The 16,396-nt window shown below is 60.6% G+C and carries 15 protein-coding genes; 13 read left to right on the forward strand and 2 right to left on the reverse strand.

What is annotated here, in order from left to right:
• Positions 1-211 precede the first annotated feature (211 nt).
• The gene (locus ABX74_RS10050) at positions 212-484 is read left to right on the forward strand and encodes a hypothetical protein (RefSeq protein ID WP_029254238.1); all 273 of its coding nucleotides are present in this window, start codon (positions 212-214) and stop codon (positions 482-484) included.
• Between the two features lie 435 nt (positions 485-919).
• Here ABX74_RS10050 and ABX74_RS10055 read toward each other — a convergent pair whose 3' ends face one another.
• Both ABX74_RS10055 and ABX74_RS10060 read right to left on the reverse strand, forming a co-directional pair.
• A complete protein-coding gene (locus ABX74_RS10055; protein WP_020968146.1) occupies positions 920-1,300 on the reverse strand; it encodes a hypothetical protein in 381 nt (126 codons plus the stop codon).
• Positions 1,301-1,702: 402 nt separating this feature from the next.
• On the reverse strand, positions 1,703-2,197 hold the full coding sequence (locus tag ABX74_RS10060; protein ID WP_020905815.1) for a DUF1877 family protein: 495 nt from the start codon (positions 2,195-2,197) through the stop codon (positions 1,703-1,705).
• Between the two features lie 250 nt (positions 2,198-2,447).
• On the opposite strand from ABX74_RS10060, the gene ABX74_RS10065 reads away from it, so the two are divergent.
• The 12 genes from ABX74_RS10065 (at position 2,448) to amt (ending at position 16,371) form a co-directional block, all read left to right on the forward strand.
• Positions 2,448-3,299, forward strand: coding sequence for a glycoside hydrolase family 43 protein (locus tag ABX74_RS10065; protein ID WP_223257880.1), 852 nt, complete (start codon positions 2,448-2,450; stop codon positions 3,297-3,299).
• A 590-nt stretch (positions 3,300-3,889) separates the two neighbouring features.
• The gene (locus tag ABX74_RS10070) at positions 3,890-4,573 is read left to right on the forward strand and encodes an MspA family porin (protein ID WP_047888803.1); all 684 of its coding nucleotides are present in this window, start codon (positions 3,890-3,892) and stop codon (positions 4,571-4,573) included.
• Between the two features lie 90 nt (positions 4,574-4,663).
• Positions 4,664-5,062, forward strand: a complete 399-nt coding sequence (locus ABX74_RS10075; RefSeq protein ID WP_047888804.1) for a hypothetical protein — start codon at positions 4,664-4,666, stop codon at positions 5,060-5,062.
• 62 nt (positions 5,063-5,124) lie between these two features.
• Positions 5,125-5,463, forward strand: a complete 339-nt coding sequence (locus tag ABX74_RS10080) for a hypothetical protein (RefSeq protein WP_019746453.1) — start codon at positions 5,125-5,127, stop codon at positions 5,461-5,463.
• Entirely contained in the window at positions 5,460-8,567 is a 3,108-nt protein-coding gene (locus ABX74_RS10085) for a hypothetical protein (protein WP_047888766.1), read from the forward strand. The genes ABX74_RS10080 and ABX74_RS10085 overlap by 4 nt, the downstream gene beginning before the upstream one ends.
• Positions 8,543-9,259, forward strand: coding sequence for an Imm52 family immunity protein (locus ABX74_RS10090; protein WP_223257874.1), 717 nt, complete (start codon positions 8,543-8,545; stop codon positions 9,257-9,259). Before ABX74_RS10085 ends, ABX74_RS10090 begins: the two co-directional genes overlap by 25 nt.
• Before the next feature lie 42 nt (positions 9,260-9,301).
• Complete coding sequence (locus tag ABX74_RS10095; protein ID WP_223257881.1) at positions 9,302-9,997, forward strand: hypothetical protein; 696 nt, start codon at positions 9,302-9,304, stop codon at positions 9,995-9,997.
• A gap of 247 nt (positions 9,998-10,244) precedes the next feature.
• Positions 10,245-11,018, forward strand: coding sequence for a hypothetical protein (locus ABX74_RS10100; protein WP_223257875.1), 774 nt, complete (start codon positions 10,245-10,247; stop codon positions 11,016-11,018).
• A gap of 531 nt (positions 11,019-11,549) precedes the next feature.
• On the forward strand, positions 11,550-12,245 hold the full coding sequence (locus ABX74_RS30905) for an Imm52 family immunity protein (RefSeq protein WP_326839284.1): 696 nt from the start codon (positions 11,550-11,552) through the stop codon (positions 12,243-12,245).
• A gap of 279 nt (positions 12,246-12,524) precedes the next feature.
• Complete coding sequence (locus ABX74_RS10110; RefSeq protein WP_223257877.1) at positions 12,525-13,028, forward strand: hypothetical protein; 504 nt, start codon at positions 12,525-12,527, stop codon at positions 13,026-13,028.
• 92 nt (positions 13,029-13,120) lie between these two features.
• Positions 13,121-14,116 (forward strand): squalene cyclase, encoded by a 996-nt coding sequence (locus tag ABX74_RS10115; RefSeq protein ID WP_047888768.1) that lies wholly within the window; start codon positions 13,121-13,123, stop codon positions 14,114-14,116.
• Between the two features lie 569 nt (positions 14,117-14,685).
• The gene (amt, locus tag ABX74_RS10120; protein WP_007731720.1) at positions 14,686-16,371 is read left to right on the forward strand and encodes an ammonium transporter; all 1,686 of its coding nucleotides are present in this window, start codon (positions 14,686-14,688) and stop codon (positions 16,369-16,371) included.
• Positions 16,372-16,396: the final 25 nt, after the last annotated feature.

A 16,396-nucleotide genomic window follows, 5' to 3' on the forward strand; every position in this document is an offset into this window, starting at 1 on the left:
GAATACACTGGGCATGCGTTTGATCGAATGCAGCGGCGCGGCAACCTCCCCTCCCTTGTCGAACAGGCAATTCGAAATGGGGTGGCCACCCCTAGCAGCGACGCAACGATCGTATTCTATGATTCGGCAAATAACCTATCAGTCGTCGTTAACGAGGTCGGTACAGTTGTGACGACCTCATTTGGTCGGCTAAGAGGAAAGTGAAGTTGATATGACGGGAAACGGAAAATATCGCACTGAAGGCGAGCAAGTTAGTCGTGATTACAGGGAAGGTAAAATGTCCTTACAAACGCTCGTCGATATATTTGAGAGTTATGTGGACGCACGTGAATCCGAAAATGCGCCCGATTTCGAGGAATTGAGGGGTGCGTGGTTTCAGATTGAAATAGTAAATGCGGTGCGGTGGGACGATCCCGCGAAGGCATCCAAAAATGAGACGGCAGTTCGAGAATTTATCCAAGAATTCTTGGAATTGCTTCCGTAGTCCTTTTTGTTCGGTCCGGGGACGATTAATCAAAGACGGTCTTGACCACCTCAGCGATGGTCCCGCGCTGCTGTTTTGCTTGCCATTCACCATGCACACGCTGAACCCTGTGGGACCGGATCCTGCTGGGAACAGCGTCACACCATTTCGCACCATGACGGCAGCACCCGTTTCACCGCGGTGGCGGTCACGATGATCGCTATCTCTTTTCGAGTCCAGCTCATTCGTTCGCCTCAGGGGTCGGTTGTGGATGCGTTATTACGCAGCGGCACAAGGAATTTCTCGCTCGAATCGGTGCCCGTTTACAGTCCTCACAAAAGTCGCCCGGGATAGCGTCGCCTGTTCAACACTCGGCGACGAACGTGGCCACGGGAAACGAAAAATGCTCCGCCCCGCCACAGGAAGAGCGAAGCATCAATTCGACGGCGGAGGGTATTACCAGTTCTGAATGAAGAAGAACTGCTGTGAACCCCTCGCCGGGTTGAGTACGCCGAGAGAAATTTCTCCACCACGGGAGGCTGCTTCGTTGGCGAACTGGTCGAGACGTCCCCAGACGACGTTGGGGCCGCTCTCGAAGCGCGATCCTGGTGCGAGGCGCACGCCGATCTGGGTGGAGTTAGTGATGCTTTCGATCGCAGCGCCGGCATTGAGCTGGCCGAACAATGCCGTCTCACCCTGGTTCAGCTGCACGCCGATGCGCCCGTTGTCGGCGATCGGAGTAACAGCTGATGCTGCGCCCGCGCCGCTGAGTGCGATGGCTGCGATACCGGCAGGTATCAATGCGGCCGCGGTAATCATCCTGCGTAGGTGCGTCATTCGGCTTCTCCCTCGTCGGTGGCCCACTCGAGTTGGCGCCTCCACGGGCCACTTTGTCTGATTCTTCCGGTAACAGTCAACGACATGTCGCAAACAATGAGCAATCCATTGGGTTGGTTTGAGATGCAGCTCACTACTGGAAATCCGTTGAAGAATAAACTGTTTCAGTGAAACTGCTGGTCAAGATCGTGAATGCCAGAGAAGCGCGCGGACTGTCGTTACGGTTCCGTTACTGGTAAGTCTGGCTGCGAGAAGGACACGCACTCGGTCACCCAGAAACGCTGCGGCACAGGAATTGTCAGAGCAAGAACCCGCGCAGAGGGTCCTCCGCAGTTGAGCGCCACTGTCAAGCGGTCTTTCATTCTTCGAGGGCGCGCTGCTTCGGCAGTGGGCTCTCGACTGTCAGAACCGCACGGTGAATACCACGTGGCGACGCTCTCGGGCCGCGCGCTGGAAAAAGTCCGCCACTTCCTGAAGCCAGCCCCAGGCGTACCCGCGCTCGTCGGAGCCGTACTCCGGGTTGCGGTCGTCGAGTGGCATTGCGTCGTAGCGCACGCCGAACTCGGATTCGGTGATTTCCGCCAGGTACGAGGAGACTTCGGCGACCCGATCGGGTGCCAGGTAGGTGACGAGTTGGTCGTCGGTGTCGGTGTTGAGGTCTTCGTCCCCCAGGATCACGCCGTAGGCCGGCCAGTTCTCGGACACGCGCTCGTACCCCGTGCTGGAGAGGGCGCACAGGATCGGATCCCACGCCTTGTCCGTGTCGCACGAGAACTCGGATCGGCCCGTCTCCTCGATGTCCTCGACCAGAGCGCCGAGTTTGTCGTCGTCGCCGCGCGCGTCCAGAAGTTCCGCTGCCACGCTGTCTGACAGCGCGAAATGTACCCCAAGTTCCATGGCGTGATGCTAACGGCCGACCTGCCGCCGTCCCGCCGTCACTACAAGACGAATCGCCTTAGGTAACGATCCTGCTCTGCCTCCGACCGAAGTTACCCATGGTGGGCCTGCTGTCATACATACTTCATCGGTGATTCCGACAAAACGGACCGGCCTTTCTGTTGTATCGCTGGTGATCCTCGTCGTCGCGGGGTTGCTGGTCGCAGCCCCTGCCAGCAGCGCCGCGCCGCCGCCTGACTGGAAATACACAATGGTGGCGTTCAGCAATGCCAGCGACCGCGACATGGATGTCTACGAGTCGGCTGACGGCACCGGCTTTCAGCTCGTCCAGCAGTCGGCGTACAGGCCGCCGTCTGGGCTCGTGCGTGATCCGAGCATCTTCCGGAACACGGACGGGTTGTACTACCTCACCTACACGACGGGTGGTGGGGCGAACATCGGGTTCGCACGCAGCAGCGACCGCATCAACTGGACGCCGCTGGGGAACTATCCGGTTCCGTTTTGCTGCGCCTTGATGCCTGGCACGGGAGATGGCACCGGTTCTGCGAGCCCCCCGGGCTTCTCGGGTTCGGCCGGATTCAGCGACGGACCGTCGCTGTCACCATTCGTCACCAAGGCCTGGGCGCCTGAATGGTTTGTGGACGGCGATCGCGTCAACGTCATCCTGTCGATGTCGACCGGTGGAGGATTTGTGCCGTATCTGATGACGGCGTTGGAACCGTCGCTCCGGTTGTGGAGCCCGCCTGTTCCGCTCGCCGGGATCGGTGCGGACCACATCGACACCACCGTGGTCAAAGTCGGATCGACCTATCATGCGTTCACCAAAAACGAGACGAAGAAGGTCGTCGAGCATGCGGTCGCTCCTTCGGTGACGGGACCTTATTCGTTTGTCCCGCCAGGGAATTGGGGTTCGCTTGTCGAAGGTCCGGCCGTGGTTCAGTTGCCGAGCGGCGACTGGCGGATCTATCTTGACGCCTATACCGAAGGTAAGTATCTCTACTCCGACAGCACGGACGGGCTGAACACCTGGTCGCCTGTGCAAGAGGTTCCTGGGGTGTCCGGGACTGCACGGCATCTCGGCATCATGAGAGAACCGGCATAACTTTCGACCCCGAGTTGGTAAGGCTCTGATCAAGGACTCCGGTCTTGGTCAGAGCCTTTTCTCGTACTTACGTACTACTTGTGCGCGTCGTCTGCGCGTATCAGTGATTGACAAGCTAACGGTGCGACGTAAGTGGGTCTTGCGAGTACACACCGACCAGGAAGTGAACATCTCCGCGTAAACCGTGCAGAGTTGCGCTCCTAGGCCCCCGCTCGGGTGCCTTGATTGCGATCGATTGCCGAGTAATGTCCGGTAGTTGCATATTCAAGTACGCGCACTGCCTCGATTCCCGCAATTTCGGCCTTCAGCTGCACTGAGGACCGCGAAATGTGGGTTCAGTCCGGTTTGCCGCACCGTTTCCGAGGGATCTTCTTACCTTTAAACCGTGACCTTGCTCATAGTGGGACCTAGGTCCTTTTCGCAGCTGATAAGGCTGTCGATATATATCTGTTACCGAAAGTTCACCCTAAATCCAAGATGGGGGAGATGGCGCGCTGGCGGGCAAACAGGACGATTGGTACCGTCCGGTAACTAATTCAGTTAGTTGTCGGCTACCGCTCTGGTTGCTGTGTCACGTGGAGGAGCAGTTCATGTCGATCGAATCGCAAAACGGCGTATCCCATCGTCGATCGAGGGCCGCGGTAGGGCTCGCGGCGTGTGCGGTTGCCGCGCTGTCGTCTGGTGTGGTCTTCGCAGGGAGCGCATCGGCAACGCCAACGGCGTTGGCGGACAAATTCGCGAGCACGGTCACCGATGACGGCTGGTCGTTGGATCTCGCCGCCACGAAACTGTCGTCGAACCCGGTGCCGAATCTGGCGACGACGGCGTTCACCCGTGAGGGGTTCGTGTCGGCGAAGGTGACCGGCACGATCGGTGGTGCGGGCGATTCGGCGGTGAAGACCGGTTATGTCGAGCAGGGATTGCAGATCGGCTGCCAGATCGATGTTTCCTCCGGACTTGGCATGGGGCTTGGTTTTTCGCTCGGCCCGTCTGTCGGTGTGAGTATTTCGGGTGTCCCGTCGGCGAACGTGGGTGTGAATGCGTCGGTGAATCCGAGTATTCAGTCGACGATTGCGCCGGGCACGATCACGACGATTCCGTTGGGGAAGAAGGATCTCGAGTCGTCGAAGGCATCGATCACCGCGGAGAACGTGCACGTGAAGGTTGATGCGTGCATGGGGCCGGTGACGATCCGCTCGTATGCACAACTCTCGGTGTCGACGGCGACGTCGGACAACACGTTGTTCGTGTACTCCGATCCGACCTGGCTCTGACCCGCGCAGCCGTCGTCAGCGCTGCTGGCGACTATTCCCGATCCGCCCAGTCCAGGGGTGGTTACTCATCACGCCCACAAAGGAGAAATCATGAAGATTCGTACCTTGGCCACTGCCGGAACCCTCACCGCGGGTATCGCCCTGTTCGGTGTTCTCGGCGCAGGCGTGGCATCTGCTGCAACTCCGATCGTCGAACCTGAGCAGGGTCGGATCGGTCTGTCGCTCTCGAATGCGGAAACCGCGGCGTTGGCGGCGAGCCCGATCCCGGACGCCATCTCCGACATCGTTCCAGGCTCGCAGCGGTGGATTGAGCTCGCACCGGGCTCGGCGCTCACCGTCGGCCCCGGTGGCAAGCTCAGCGCCCCCGACCGCGTAGTGATAGGCGAAGCCGCTGCCCATGCTGGTGGCTACGTCGATGTCTACCTGGCTGATCCGAACAACCCGGCCAACGCCGGGTACGTCACCCTGGCCTACCAGTACTGGAACTGATACCGCGCCCAGTACCGGCGACTCGTTGTCCCCGCTCTCCCTTCCTGTTTGGAGTTCCAGCCATGACCGTCAACAACGCCGAACGTCGCAGTGTGCAAACGGAACCCGCTGCCGTCGACAGCAAAGACGTTGCAGACGTTGATGACTGGGATCCGGACAGCGAACTCAGTCCACTTTCCAAGGCTGTGATCGCCACCGCAGTCGGACTGGGGTTGCTGATCGCGGCATTCGCGGTGATCGGGAAGCTCGCCGGCTGGGCGAACGACTACGGGACGATCCTGGTTTACCTGGCATTCTTCTTGTGGATGTCGATCTCCGGACGGTTGTTCTGGTGGGGCGCAGACAAACTCATCGCGCTACTCCGAACGAAGAAGAGTGACAATCGTGGTGCGCACCGGTGAAGTCCGGTAGACGACTTCGCCGGACTCTCGCGGGAGTGCTTGCCGCCGGGGCGCTGTTGACCGGAGCGGCCGGAGTGATCGGTGCGGGAATCGCACTCTCCGCCGCTCCGGCGAACGCGACGCCGGAAGAAGACTGCGCGGCGGTGCGGGCACGTGATCATCAGATCTACCTGAATCTCATTGCGTCGCTGCCACCTGGTGCGCCCATCCCGCCAGAGATCATCAACCCGTGCCTGAGTGCGCCGTCCACGACGTCGACAGCTGCGCCGACGACCACTGTCGGGCTCCCCGGTGCGCAGGCTCCAGGCGGTGGCCCAAATGTCGGGGCCAATGCTCCGACGAACTTTCCCACCTACAACGGCACCCCCATCGTCCCTGTGCCGACGATCGAGGTTCCGCCCATTACTTCCGAGTCCCCGGCCTCGGAAACTGGTGTCGGTGCATTCCCCAATGCATCGGCATCAGCGGTTCCCTCACCCACACCCACCCCGGGTGAGGGAACCACCACCGATCGCGGTCCAGGACCGATCCCCGCGGATTCGGATTCGGATTCGAATATCGCACCGGCCCAAACGGTTCCGGATCCGGCAGCAGATGTTTCCACAACCGGGGAGGACTCGGGCCGTGACAGGTATCTCGAACTGGTCCTCGTCGGGGCCGCGGCGTTCACCGCTGCGGGTATCGGAGTGCGCGGGCGGCCGGGACCTTTCAGCCCCCGCACGCCCGAATCAGTACTCTCCCAGGCGGTCGGGACTGTCGCGTCGCCGTTGACTGCGTACGCACCTGGCGGGCAGTCCTCGTTGCGGGTGTTCGATCCGATCACCGGCGGAAGCCGGTTCTTCTTCCTGATCCACGACGAAACGTCGTCGCACGAATCCGTGATTCCGGTGACGGTGCCGCCCGGCGGTCACATGAGTGTCAACCCCGATGGCACGGTCACCGTCTTCGACGCCGACGGGAATCCGGTCTCGACAATCGATGCCCCGTGGGCGTACGACGCCAACGGCACTCCTGTTCCGACGCATTACGAGATCCGGGACGGGCAACTCGTTCAGGTCGTCGACACCGCCGGTATCGAGAACCTGCTCTACCCGATCCTCGCCGACCCGGAGCTGACACCGGAAGAACGTGCTGCGCTCGAAGCGCAGGCGAACTTCATCGGCCCGATGACCCCGGAGGGCGAACAAGCACGCAGGGACGCACAAAACGTCCTCGCCGCCAACCCCCCGGAGCCGGCAGATTCAGGCCTCGAGCAGCTCATGCTCGGTGACCCTAACTCCGAGGCCTCCGAACCGCCGATCACCGAAACAGGAACCGGAAACCCTGTCGGCGACGCGATACTCGCCGATCAAACCCAGGAGCCGATAACTTCGAACATCGGCGGGCGGGACTACACCACCGAACCTGCGGACCCGGCAGATTCAGACCTCGGCCAGCTCATGTCCGGTGACCCTAACTCCGAGGTCTCCGAACCGCCGATCACCGAAACAGGAACCGGAAACCCTGTCGGCGACGCGATACTCGCCGATCAAACCCAGGAGCCGATCACTTCGAACATCGGCGGGCAGGACTACACCACCGAACCCGCTGTCAGCGACGTCTCGTTCACGGACGAAAACGGAACCAACTGGTCCGGCACACCTTCGAAGGTGCCGAACGTGTGGAGCTGGACGTACACCGACGCGCAGGGAGAAGAGCACGACCTGCAGGTCACCTACGACGAGCAGGGACGCCCCTACCAGGTTTTCGACCATTCCAACTCGGAACTGTCCTTGTACGATTGGAGCACCGGCGAACCAGTTCGGATAGGCGACGCGCAGCATCTGGACCCCGGTGTCGCTTTCGATCAGCCCTACACCGACGAGATCATGAGCTTCGTCGTCCCACCGCTGCGCGGGGCCCGTCTGGCCGTCGGCGCGATCCGGGCTGAAGACCTGATCGTCTCGAACCGGACAACACCCACCCGGCCCCCGGTTACTTCACCATCGACCCCTGCTCAAAACATTCCCCGGCCGGGCACACTGCCACCGCGCGGCATACCCGTCATCGACGGCACAGTTCCACCTGCCGAACATGACCACCCCACGATCCCTTCCGTGAATGAACCTGCACGCCCGGATCCCACGATTCCGGAACCCTCGCAACCCACTTCGCCCGGCGATCCCGACCGCGGCCAGTGGGAACCATCCACGCCGGGGGAGATCGGTGATCCAGGGCCGAACCTGACACCAGGAATTTCTACCCCGAATGTTCCCTCGCCAGGTCAGGTCGAGGAACCGAGTGCGCCGACTCTGCCCGATGTCGGGCAGGTGCCGGTGAATCCGGACGCTCCCGGCGCTCCGCAGCAACCCGGACTACCGGAATTCGACCCCTTCGCCACCGATCCGAGCACCATTCCCAGCCCTGGCGTCATCGAGGATCCGACGCAGCGACCCGCGGTCACGATGCCTCCCACACAGCCTGACAGCCCGGAGGGACCAGGGGTTGAACAGGATCCGTTGTGGTGGATGCCGTTCGCACGAGAAAAACCACCGCAACTCGCACCCGGCGAAACACCGCCGGACATCGTGGAGGTCGAAGGAGTCGGCCCGTTGGATCTGCGTACGTTGCAGTCCCGGATCATCGGTGATCGGGATGGCACCGATGTCGGGGTATGGGGTGATGCAGGCGAAGGTCTCCGGTACGACGCCGCTCGGAGGTTGAGGCCTTCTCGGGTATTTCAGGAACTCGTCACGCTGGTGGACGGGCAGTTCGCGTTCATCTTGCCATTCGATGCCGGGAAGAACGGTGAGCTCAAGTTCGACGGTTGGTTCCCGGACATGAACGTCATCGTCGATGCGAAACACATCTACGACTTCATCTTCGACCGGAACGGTGAACCTTACGTAACGGACTTCCGGGGCCGTGTTTGGCAAAAAGATTGGCCCAAGACCGCTCAGGCGCAGCTCGATGCCCTCGCACAAGCCGGGATGGACGCTGAGCTCGTGTGGGTGATGCTCAACGAACAATATGCTGAACTCGCCTTGAGAGGCTTCGACGACGAGAACGTCGTCGGTGTCACGGTGGAAACTATTGCGCAATGGTTGGAAAGGACGGGGCGATGAGCTTTTTCGGGCGGCGGCCGACAGTGGGCGGGTATTGGGGCACGCGGGTGCAGTCGAGTCAGGAGGTGGCGCAGACGATGCGGGCCTTCCTCGACGATCTGGAAGCGATCGACCCGGGGTTGGCGTTGCCGTGGGTCTCGACTGCCGAGTTCGACAAAGTGCCAGCAGATCTCAGCGTGGACGGGTTGGTGCGAATCTTCGAGCATTCCCGCTCGAAGGAGATGGGGTATTCGGACACCCCGGGACCGGGCTACGACGTCGACTTGTCACCCGAAGACGGGACCGCGCGGCGGATCATCGCCAGGGTCGGCGGGCTGGAAACCAGTGCCCCCAACAGTGTCCGGGTGTCGTTGCCGACGGAGAAGGATGTTCCCCCCGAATTGCGACGGTTGCTCGAACCGGATGTCGGGGACGCGATCATGAAAGTGATCGTCAAGCATTGGGAACCGGATCGGGCTCGGTGGAGCATCGGCGACTACCTCGATCTGCAACCGCGAGTTAGAGGTCAGATCCAGGTGGGATGGGAAACGTACTTCCATTCCGGAGTTACGTTCGATCGCAGCGCGCTGCCCCAATCTGCGGCGGTAGAGGAGCTGCCCACTGGCACGTTGATTCGGTTGGGGGACAAGCCAATGGAGGTCGATGCCGCCGACATCGTGGCGGTGCGGGCGGCGTTGGGTTACCCGGTGTAGCGCCAGAGACTGTTCCGATTGGTCGATCGTCTTCGAGCAGGAGTGACGTTGTCTGCTTCATCTTTACGTCGCGATCCGGCGTCCGGGTTGACCGTGAAAGTCATGGCGCGGAAGGGGCCGCCGGAAGCCGAATCGGTCACCGCAGTGCTGGCAGCGCGGTCACTGCAGTTCCTTCGAAAGCTTGACCCAGTCTTTGACGTCGACATGTATCGCTCCGTGAGGAATGACCTTCCCGACGGCGTTACGGTCGAGCAGGCTCTGGCATTGAATGGTGGGCGGATCCTCACGCCTCAGGCAGAAGGCCTCCTCGAGGCCGCAATGATCGAGAGCAGAAAGTCTCCTGATGCCGCAGGCGGGATTTACCCACTCTCATTCGGGCATCAACTCAGGTTGTTCACCGACAACGGAAACATCGAAATTCTCATCGGATTCGGGAGTACGGCAGGAGCAGGTTCCTTACTTTGCACCTTCATCTGGCCGTACCCAGGGGGCTTCGCCGATGAATCTCTGATCTCACTGTCATTGAAACTCGTCCAGGGTATGGCCGATATCTGGGACGCTCCCACGGCCGTGCTCTACCGGGATGCGGAGCTCACACCTCAGTACAACGTGCCCGGCGACGCAACGGTGGGCAGTTGCACCTACTTCGGCCCTGAGATGCCGATCAACGAAACGCAGATCCCACCCACTGTCGAAGCTTTTCCGTACAAGAGAAGGAGCGATCGTCATCCAGCGTGATCCACGCGCCCCGTTGGTTGCCGACGATATCCGAAGCATCCGTGCAGCAGTCGGCCTGCTGACCGAACGACCGGAGGTTCGCCTACCGAAAGGCTCGCGCCGGCTGTGACACCAGAAGTTACGGCCAAGCTCACGTCCGCAGGTGATGGTGTTCTTAAGAACAAGCTGCTCAGATAATGGAGGATGCGTTCGACGAGGTCATCGGGATGGAGAACATCAACATCATCGTATTTGGAGGGGAGTGAAAGTGCCTACGTCATCACTGCGCCGCAATCCTACGGTGGGCTTGACAGTGAAGGTCATTCCACGAAAGGGTGCGCCTGAAAGCGAGGCCGTCACGGCCGCGCTCGTTGCACGTTCGCTACGATTGCTTCGCGACATCGATCCTGTCTTCGACGTCGACTTGTACCAAACAGTAGGCGATGCCCTCCCCGACGGTGCCGGACTCGAGCAAGCCTTGGCGTCGAATATCCGTCAGATCCTTGTACCTCCGACGGAAAAATCGATCGAAGCCGCATTGATCGAGCGCAGACGATCCCCTGATGCCACCGGCGGTATGTATCCCCTCTCATTGGGACGACATATGACCCTGTATTCACCCGCTGGAGACGTCAAAGTCGTTGTTAGTTTCGGGGGCACCTCAGGGTCCGGCGCATTCGCATGTGCCTTTGCCGACGAATCACTGATTTCGCTGGCATTGAAGCTCGTTCAGGGGCTAGCCGATATCTGGGACTCGCGTGTCACCGTGCTCTACCGCCGAACCGAATCATCGCCTCAGTTCAACGTACCGGGTGACGCGATCGTGGGCAGTTGCACCTACTTCGGTCCTGAGTTGCCGATCAAGGAAACGCAGCTCCCGCCCAGCGTGGAGGCATTTCCCTACCAGGACGGCACAATCGTCATCCAGAAGAATCTGTCCACGCCGTTAACCGTCGAGGACATCCGAAGCATCCGCGCAGCAGCAGGACTGCCGACCGAACGACCGGAGATTCCTCTACCCAAAGGTTTCAGACGGCTGTGAGCCCTACGTTGGGCGCACTCGGGGCTGCCTGCAGGTAGGATGGCGCGGACCGACCAGCCTGCCCGCAAGTACTGCGCCACGATCCCGATCCGGCTACGCACCAGCTGATCGACGCTCCGGGTGGAGTGCCACCGCGCGGCATACCCGCCATGGACGGCACAGTTCCACCTGCCGAGCATGATCAACCCTCTGTTCCGTCCGTGAATGAACCTGCACGCCCGGATCCCGCGATTCCGGAACCCTCGCAACCCACTTTCCCGGCGATCCCGATCGTGGCGAGTGGGAATCACTCTCGCCCGGTGGGATTGGCGATCCGGGGTCGAACCCGAGACCCGAGAACTCCACCCTGGAGGCTCCCTCGCCAGGTCGCACCGAGGAACCAAGTGTGCCGACTCTGCCTGATGTCGGTCAGGTGCCGGTGAATCCGGATGCCCCCGGCGCTCCGCAGCAACCCGGACCACAACTGTTCAATGACAATGATTTGCCGAGAACGACTATGACGATCGCAGAGTGGCTGGAAAGGAAAGGTCGATGAATTCGGATCGTGGCGCGACAGTGATCGGGTATTGGGGCCCTCGGACGCAACCGGTAGAAGGCATTGCAGCGGAGGTGTTCTCGTTTCTTCATAGTCTGAGGAACATTGATCGAGCACTTGGAGAAGCTTGGGTGTTTTCGCCCGAGACTGCCTTCGAGTCGACCGATCTAAGCGTGGAAGTCCTAGCGAAAATCTTCCGGGCAGCGAAGGATATCGAAGGGCAATCCGTTGCTGCCTTCGACCTTGGCTACATCGTGAGTTTGTTGCACCCGGACAGATATCAGTTCTTGAGAATCCAATTCTCTCTCGGCCGGAATGTTCCGAGGGTTCCGAATCTCGTCAACGTCACCCTCCCCCCGGAGAAACAAGCAATCGGGGAGGCGTCGCAGTTGCTGACTGCACGCGTCGGGGACGCGATCATGAAAGCGATCATCGAGCATTGGTCGCCGGAGTCTGCGCGGTGGGGGACGCGGGAGTACCGCAATGCGCAGGGAAATGAGGTCAGCGAAATCGAAGTCGGGTGGGAGACATACATCCAGTCCGGGATCGATCTCGATCACAGCAAACTGCCCGTCGTCGCCGTACTGGAGGAACTCCCCAACGGAACGCTGATTCGGTTGGGCGAGAAACCGTTAGACGTCAACTTCGACGACATCCTGGCGGTGCGGGAAGCACTGGGTTACCCGGTCTAAGACGCCGCGTGACCGCCGACCCTTGCTCATGTCGCGACACGTAGTCGGACGGAGACTATTACGCAGTGGTTGGAAAGGACGGGGCGATGAGCTTTTTCGGGCGATGGCCGACGGTAGCCGGATATTGGGGCACGCGGGTGCAGTCGAGTCAGGAGGTGGCGCAGACGATGCGCGCTTTCCTCGACGACCTGGAAACGATCGACCCGGAGTTGGCGTTGCCGTGGGTGTACACCAAAAAAACTGGACAAAGGCCCCGCGGATCTCAGTGTGGACGGGTTGGTGAAAATCTTCGAGCATTCCCGCTCGAAGGAGGTGGGATACTCGGACACCCCCGGACCGGGGTACAGCATCGGTTTGTCGCCCGAGGACGGGACCGCGCGGCGGATCATCTCCAGGGTCGGCGGCTTAGAAACCAGCGCCCCCAACAGTGTCCGGGTGTCGTTGCCGACGGAGACGCAGCTCACCGATAGCACCCGGCAGCTGCTCGGCCCTGACATCGGAGACGCGATCATGAAAGTTATCGTCAAGCATTGGAAACCGGATCGAGCTCGGTGGAGCATCGGCGACTACATAGATCTTCAGAATCGGTCGAAAGGTGAGGTCGAGGTGGGATGGGAAACATACTTCCATTCCGGAGTTAGGTTCGATCGCAGCGCGCTGCCCCAATCTGCGGTGGTAGAGGAGTTGTCCACTGGCACGTTGATTCGGTTGGGGGACAAGCCAATGGAGGTCGCTGCCGCCGACATCGTGGCGGTGCGGGCGGCGTTGGATTACCCGGTGTAGGCCACGCAATGGGTCCGGAGTTCACCATTGCATCAGACGTCGAGAAATGCGTTAACCGGATGGCCTGCTTCGCCTTTCGATAGTATTGCCAGATGGCACCCCGAACCGACTTGCTCGCGTGGCTCCTCGACTCGGATCCAGCGATTCGGTGGCAGGTGGAGCGCGATCTGTTGAACGAAGCGCCCACTGTGTGGGCGGCGACGCGCGCGTCGATCGCTACCAAAGGATTTGGTGCACGCCTGCTTTCATTGCAGGACCGAGACGGCCAATGGGCGGGTGGGGCGTTCTTCCCGGCAGAATTCGACTTCGCGGGACCCGAAGCAGCAGAACAAAGTTCGCAACCCTGGACGGCAACAACCTGGACGCTCAACTCCTTGCGTGAGTGGGGCCTCGACGCCGGTGTTCTGCGGGAGCGTCGAACCGCAGAACTGCTCGCGGAAAACTGTCGCTGGGAGTACGAGGGCCGGCCGTACTGGGACGGTGAGGTCGATTGCTGCATCAACGCCTGGACGGTGGCAAACGGTGTGTGGCTCGATGTTTGCGTTGATGAACTCGCTAATTGGTTTGTGCGGCATCAACTTCCGGATGGTGGGTGGAACTGCGAGTGGACCGAAGGTTCGACGCGATCGTCGTTTCATTCGACGCTCAATTCACTCAAAGGGCTTCTCGCGTACGAGATCGCGACCGGGGGAACGGATGAGACGCGCGCGGCTCGGCGATCCGGTGAGGAGTACTTGTTGCAGCGCGGTCTGTTCCGGCGACTCTCGACCTGCGAACCGGTGGGGCCCTGGGTCGGCCGGTTTGCGTACCCGTTCCGGTGGCGTTACAACGTGCTCAACGCAGCCGACTACTTCCGCGAAGCGTCGTTGTCGTATGGAAATGAGCCTGATCCGCGAATGGCGGACGCGATCGAGATGATCCGGGTCGCTCGAGCCTCGGATGGGACGTGGCTCCAGGCCGGTCGCCAACCGGGGCGGGTGTGGTTCGAGGTCGACACAAAGGCGGGAGAGCCGTCGAAGTGGCTGACTGTGTCCGGCATCCGAGTGCTCGCCTGGTGGGATCAATCCTCCCTTCTAGGTTCTGCATAACAAAAGAGTTACAGCGAGAGTTTTTTCACCTTCAAAGGTTATCGAAAGGTGATCTTCGACTTTCCGGTCGAAATATCCAGTACGGATGAAGAACATATTAACGACAGGATTGCCCTCAGTGCAGTGAAGGTTAGTCATCTGAACAGGTGAGAAGATGTTCGGTGAAATTACCTACCCGATTGGATAGGCGGGTCACCGACGTTGGTAATCAAACAGGGCGCTCGCGGCTGTCTTGGTTAGGGAGCTAAGTCCCGAGCTGGAAACGGCATTTCTGCTTCGAAAGTGTCGCTCACCTGCGGCTACGTTCCCCATTTTGCAAGACTTAAACCACTTTCGGTGAGAATTGGTCCCGCAATTGTAGGTTGTGGAGCGTCCGCAATGTTTAGGCAAAGTCCCATCTTTTCCCAGAACAATGCTCTACTAAACGTGAAAACCGGATGTTCCCCCGATTTTGCTGAGAAGGTGCAACTATGGGGCGTAGCGTAACTGTCGCAGTGAATTGGAACATCGCGAATTGCTGCTCTAACCAATGACTTTGTTCAGGTCCGAATAATGCTCGGAGGTCGTCGATGTCGATGGAAATGGTGTTAGCCGAAGCAGTGATAGACAGTGGGGACACGGCGTGGGTGCTGATCTCCGCTGGCCTGGTTCTCTTCATGGTTCCCGGACTCGCCTTCTTCTACGCCGGTCTGGTGCGTGGTAGCAGTGCGCTCGTCATGTTGCAGCAGAACCTCGTCCCACTCGGACTCGTCTCGATTACCTGGGTCGTGTTCGGATACAGCTTCGCGTTCAGTGGAGACTGGGGTTCCGGCTTCCTCGGTGACCTCAAATTGTTCGGCTTGCAGGACATACACACTGCCGCCGCCCCGGGCTTCCACCTGATCGAAGGTGCAGTCGCGGTACCGACTCTGGCGTTCGTGGTCTATCAGATGATGTTCGCGATCATCACGCCCGCGCTGATCACCGGTGCGACCGCAAACCGGCTCAAGCCCTTGGGCTGGGCCGTTCTGCTCGTGCTGTGGTCGATCATCGTCTACCCCCCGATTGCGCACTGGCTCTTCAATCCCGAAGGCTGGTTGGCGCTCCGCGGAGCTCAGGACTGGGCCGGCGGAATTGTCGTCCACGCATCCGCCGGCGCCGCCGCCCTGGCAATCTTGCTGGTGGTCGGCAAACGTCCGGGATGGCCCAACGCCGAGGCAGTCCCGCACTCGGTGCCTCTGGCGTTGATCGGCGCAGGCATCCTGTGGTTCGGCTGGTTCGGATTCAACGCAGGCGACGGATTGGCCGCCGATGGTGTTGCGGCACAAGCCTTGATGAACACTCACATCGCCGCAGCGGGCGGCATGGTCGTCTGGCTCGTCATCGAAAGGTATACCGAGGGCAAGGCCACGGCGATCGGTGGAATCACCGGCGCGGTAGCCGGTCTCGCGACCGTCACCCCCTGCGCCGGCTTCGTCAGCACCTTCTCCGCGTTGGCGATCGGCGCGCTTGCCGGACTGGTCTGCCACTTCGCGCTCGCGCTCAAGTCGATCTTCAAGTTCGACGACGCGCTCGACGTCATCGCGGTCCACTTCATCGGCGGCATCCTCGGTTCACTCCTTCTCGGTTTGTTCGGCGAAAAGGCGATCAATTCGATCGGCCGCGACGGACTCTTCTTCGGCGGCGGCGCAGGACTACTCGGCGAGCAGGCGTTGGCGTTGATCGTCGTCATCGCTTTCTCGTTCGTGGTGACCTGGCTGATCGCCACGGGCATCGAGAAGACCATCGGTCTCAAGCTGGCTCCGAAAGACCAGGTGGACATCGACCGTCGTCAGCAAGGCATGGACGCGTACCGCTACAACGCCGCATTCGTCGACGCCGGTGGTGCGCCGCAGACCAGCGGGTTCGACTCGGGGGTCCTGGTCGAGGGGGCAAAACTTGTTCCGAACCTCGGCGCCCCGAAGCACGAACTCATCACGGCGGTATTGCAGACCATCGAGTCCGAGAAGCTTCGGGAGGCGCTGCTGGCTGCCGGAGCGGAATCGATAGTCGTATCGGAAGCGCATGTCTCCGCGAGCGACTCGGCCTCTCTCAAGTTTCGCGGGCAACGCAACGACGTCGTGTTCACGGAGCGGTTGCGTGTCGAGGTGCTGGTCGCCTCGGAACATGCCCAGGCGGTTCTGGACGCGATCAACGAGTACTCGGGCGGCAGGAGGAGCGGTTTCGTCCAGCAGGCGGCCGAACCTCTCACCGAAGCGACGGAACAGGGGAGCTGACATGTATTCGACGACAGGGAGTTAC

It is taken from the genome of Rhodococcus sp. ARP2 (genome assembly GCF_001029585.1).
Taxonomy (GTDB): Bacteria; Actinomycetota; Actinomycetes; order Mycobacteriales; family Mycobacteriaceae; genus Rhodococcus_F; species Rhodococcus_F erythropolis.

Bases quoted from the DNA above. Each gene is read 5' to 3' on its own strand.
- ABX74_RS10070 (WP_047888803.1), top strand. From the start codon at position 3,890: ATGTCGATCGAATCGCAAAACGGCGTATCCCATCGTCGATCGAGGGCC.
- ABX74_RS10065 (WP_223257880.1), top strand. From the start codon at position 2,448: ATGGTGGCGTTCAGCAATGCCAGCGACCGCGACATGGATGTCTACGAG.
- ABX74_RS10060 (WP_020905815.1), bottom strand. From the start codon at position 2,197: ATGGAACTTGGGGTACATTTCGCGCTGTCAGACAGCGTGGCAGCGGAA.
- ABX74_RS10080 (WP_019746453.1), top strand. From the start codon at position 5,125: ATGACCGTCAACAACGCCGAACGTCGCAGTGTGCAAACGGAACCCGCT.
- ABX74_RS10115 (WP_047888768.1), top strand. From the start codon at position 13,121: ATGGCACCCCGAACCGACTTGCTCGCGTGGCTCCTCGACTCGGATCCA.
- ABX74_RS30905 (WP_326839284.1), top strand. From the start codon at position 11,550: ATGAATTCGGATCGTGGCGCGACAGTGATCGGGTATTGGGGCCCTCGG.
- ABX74_RS10090 (WP_223257874.1), top strand. From the start codon at position 8,543: ATGGTTGGAAAGGACGGGGCGATGAGCTTTTTCGGGCGGCGGCCGACA.
- ABX74_RS10050 (WP_029254238.1), top strand. From the start codon at position 212: ATGACGGGAAACGGAAAATATCGCACTGAAGGCGAGCAAGTTAGTCGT.
- amt (WP_007731720.1), top strand. From the start codon at position 14,686: ATGTCGATGGAAATGGTGTTAGCCGAAGCAGTGATAGACAGTGGGGAC.
- ABX74_RS10075 (WP_047888804.1), top strand. From the start codon at position 4,664: ATGAAGATTCGTACCTTGGCCACTGCCGGAACCCTCACCGCGGGTATC.
- ABX74_RS10055 (WP_020968146.1), bottom strand. From the start codon at position 1,300: ATGACGCACCTACGCAGGATGATTACCGCGGCCGCATTGATACCTGCC.